This window comes from Kiritimatiellia bacterium (genome assembly GCA_028715905.1).
Classification (GTDB): Bacteria; Verrucomicrobiota; Kiritimatiellia; order JAAZAB01; family JAAZAB01; genus JAQUQV01.
This window is the reverse complement of record JAQUQV010000079.1, coordinates 5,753-8,086: the sequence shown is the minus strand read 5'-3', so window position 1 is coordinate 8,086 and position 2,334 is coordinate 5,753. Positions and strand designations below refer to the sequence as shown.

Here is a 2,334-nt window from a genome sequence, read left to right as displayed (position 1 = left end):
TGTATCCCCTGGAAGGAACGCTGCAGTTCCGCGACGTTACCGTGGATCCCGCGAGCGGGGCGGTCATTCTGCGGATTGTCTTTCCCAACCCCGACAAAACGCTTCTGCCGGGCATGTTCGTCCGGGCAAAGGTGAACGAAGGCGTCAACGAGCAGGCCCTTCTGGTCCCCCAGCAGGCCGTAACGCGCGACGCAAAGGGAAACGCCTATGTCATGAGCGTGGATACTGAAGGAAACGTCCGCCGGAAAATGCTCGCGCTGGACCGCGCCGTCGGCGACCGCTGGCTGGTTTCATCAGGCCTGGCGGCCGGGGAACGCGTGATTGTGGAAGGCCTGCATAAAGTGCGGCCCGGCACGCAGGTGAAAACCGTGCCCTTTGAGGCCGGACGGAAAGAGACAACGGAAACGGCGGAAGGCGCGGCAAAAAAGTAAGGGAGAGCGCGATGTTGTCCAAATTTTTTCTTGAGCGGCCGGTTTTTGCTTGGGTTATCGCCATTGCCATGATGCTGGCCGGCGCGCTCGCGATTTATAATCTGCCCATCTCCCAGTATCCGCCCATTGCCCCGCCGTCTATTTCAATTTCGTGCTATTATCCCGGCGCCTCGGCGGAAACGGTTGAAGACAGCGTGATCCAGATGATTGAGCAGAAAATGACCGGTCTTGACCGGATGCTCTATATGTATTCCACGGCCGATTCATCGGGCGGCGCCGAGACAACGCTCACCTTTTCGCCCGGCACCGATCCGGACATCGCCTGGTCCAAGGTACAGAACAAGCTCCAGCTTGCGCTCCCCTCGCTCCCGGAAACGGTCCAGCGCATGGGCGTAACCGTGAGCAAATCCACGCGCAACTACCTGATCATCGTCGGCCTCACGACCGAAGATGGAAGCATGGACATGGATGACCTCAACGACTACGCGGTCTCCAAGATTGAATCCATACTTGCCCGCGTGCCGGGCGTCGGCGAGGTAGAAGTCTTCGGCACCGGCTACTCCATGCGCATCTGGCTTGATCCGGACAAGCTCACCAAATACGGCCTGACTTCGGACGACGTTTCCGCGGCCATTCAGACCTACAATGTGGATGTTTCCGCCGGCCAGTTCGGCGGAGCCCCGGCGGCGCCGGGCCAGCGCCTGAACGCATCCATTCTCATCCAGTCCCTGCTCAAGACACCGGAAGAGTTTGCCGCCGTTCCCCTGCGCACGAATCCCGACGGCTCCATCGTGCGCGTCAGCGACGTGGCGCGAACCGAGCTCGGAACTGAAATTCCCGATATCCGGGCCACATACAACGGCCGGCCGATGGGCGCGCTCGCCATCCGGCAGGAGGCCGGCGCCAACGCCCTTGACACGGCCAACCGGATCAAGGCCAGGATGGAAGAGCTCGCGAAATTCTTTCCGCCCGGCATGAAGGTCGTTTATCCGTACGATACAACGCCTTTCGTGCGGGTGGCAATCAACGAGGTCATCAAGACATTGCTGGAGGCAATCGCGCTGGTGTTCATGGTCATGTACCTTTTCATGGGCAACATGCGGGCCACCCTGATTCCGACCATCGCGGTCCCCGTGGTGATCCTGGGCACGTTTGCGGTGCTGGGACTTTTCGGCTTTTCCATCAACATGCTGACCATGTTCGCCATGGTGCTGGCCATAGGCCTCCTGGTGGACGACGCCATCGTGGTGGTGGAAAACGTGGAACGGGTCATGAGCGCGAAAGGTTTATCGCCCAAGGAGGCCACCCGGCAATCCATGGAGGAAATCACGAGCGCCCTGATCGGCATCGGGCTGGTGCTGGCGGCGGTTTTCGCGCCGATGATTTTCTTCCCCGGCTCCACCGGCGTCATCTACCGTCAGTTCTCCATCACTCTCATCGCCTCCATGCTCCTCTCTATCGTGGCGGCCCTGATTCTGACCCCCGTGCTTTGCGCCACTTTTCTCAAACCCGTAAAAAAAGGGCACGAAGCCGCCGAGACCGGCGTCCGCTTCCTGCGGCCTTTCTTTCTGCGGTTTGACCGCCTCTTTTTCCGCGTGCGCGACCTTTACCAAAATTACACCGCGCACCTTCTTGGAAAAAAAACGCGCTTTATAATCATTTTTCTGGCGCTCGCCGCGGTTATGGCGTTTCTTTTCCAACGGATGCCGACCGGCTACCTGCCCGACGAGGACCAGGGTCTCCTCCTGACCATGGTCCAACTGCCGGTCGGCGCAACCCTGGAACAGACCGAGGAAATCATGATAAAGGTGCGCGACCACTTCCTGAACGACCAGAAGGACGCGGTGGATTCCTGCATGACCCTCTGCGGAATGGGATTTGCCGGCCGGGCCCAGAACCAGGG

General features: G+C 59.8%; 2 protein-coding genes. Both read left to right on the top strand.

The genetic code is table 11. The features are described from left to right. On the top strand, positions 1-431 hold a 431-nt coding region (locus PHP98_10975), incomplete at its 5' end, for an efflux RND transporter periplasmic adaptor subunit (GenBank protein ID MDD5484150.1). A gap of 11 nt (positions 432-442) precedes the next feature. Next, positions 443-2,334: efflux RND transporter permease subunit (locus PHP98_10970; protein ID MDD5484149.1), on the top strand; the 1,892-nt coding region annotated here is incomplete at its 3' end.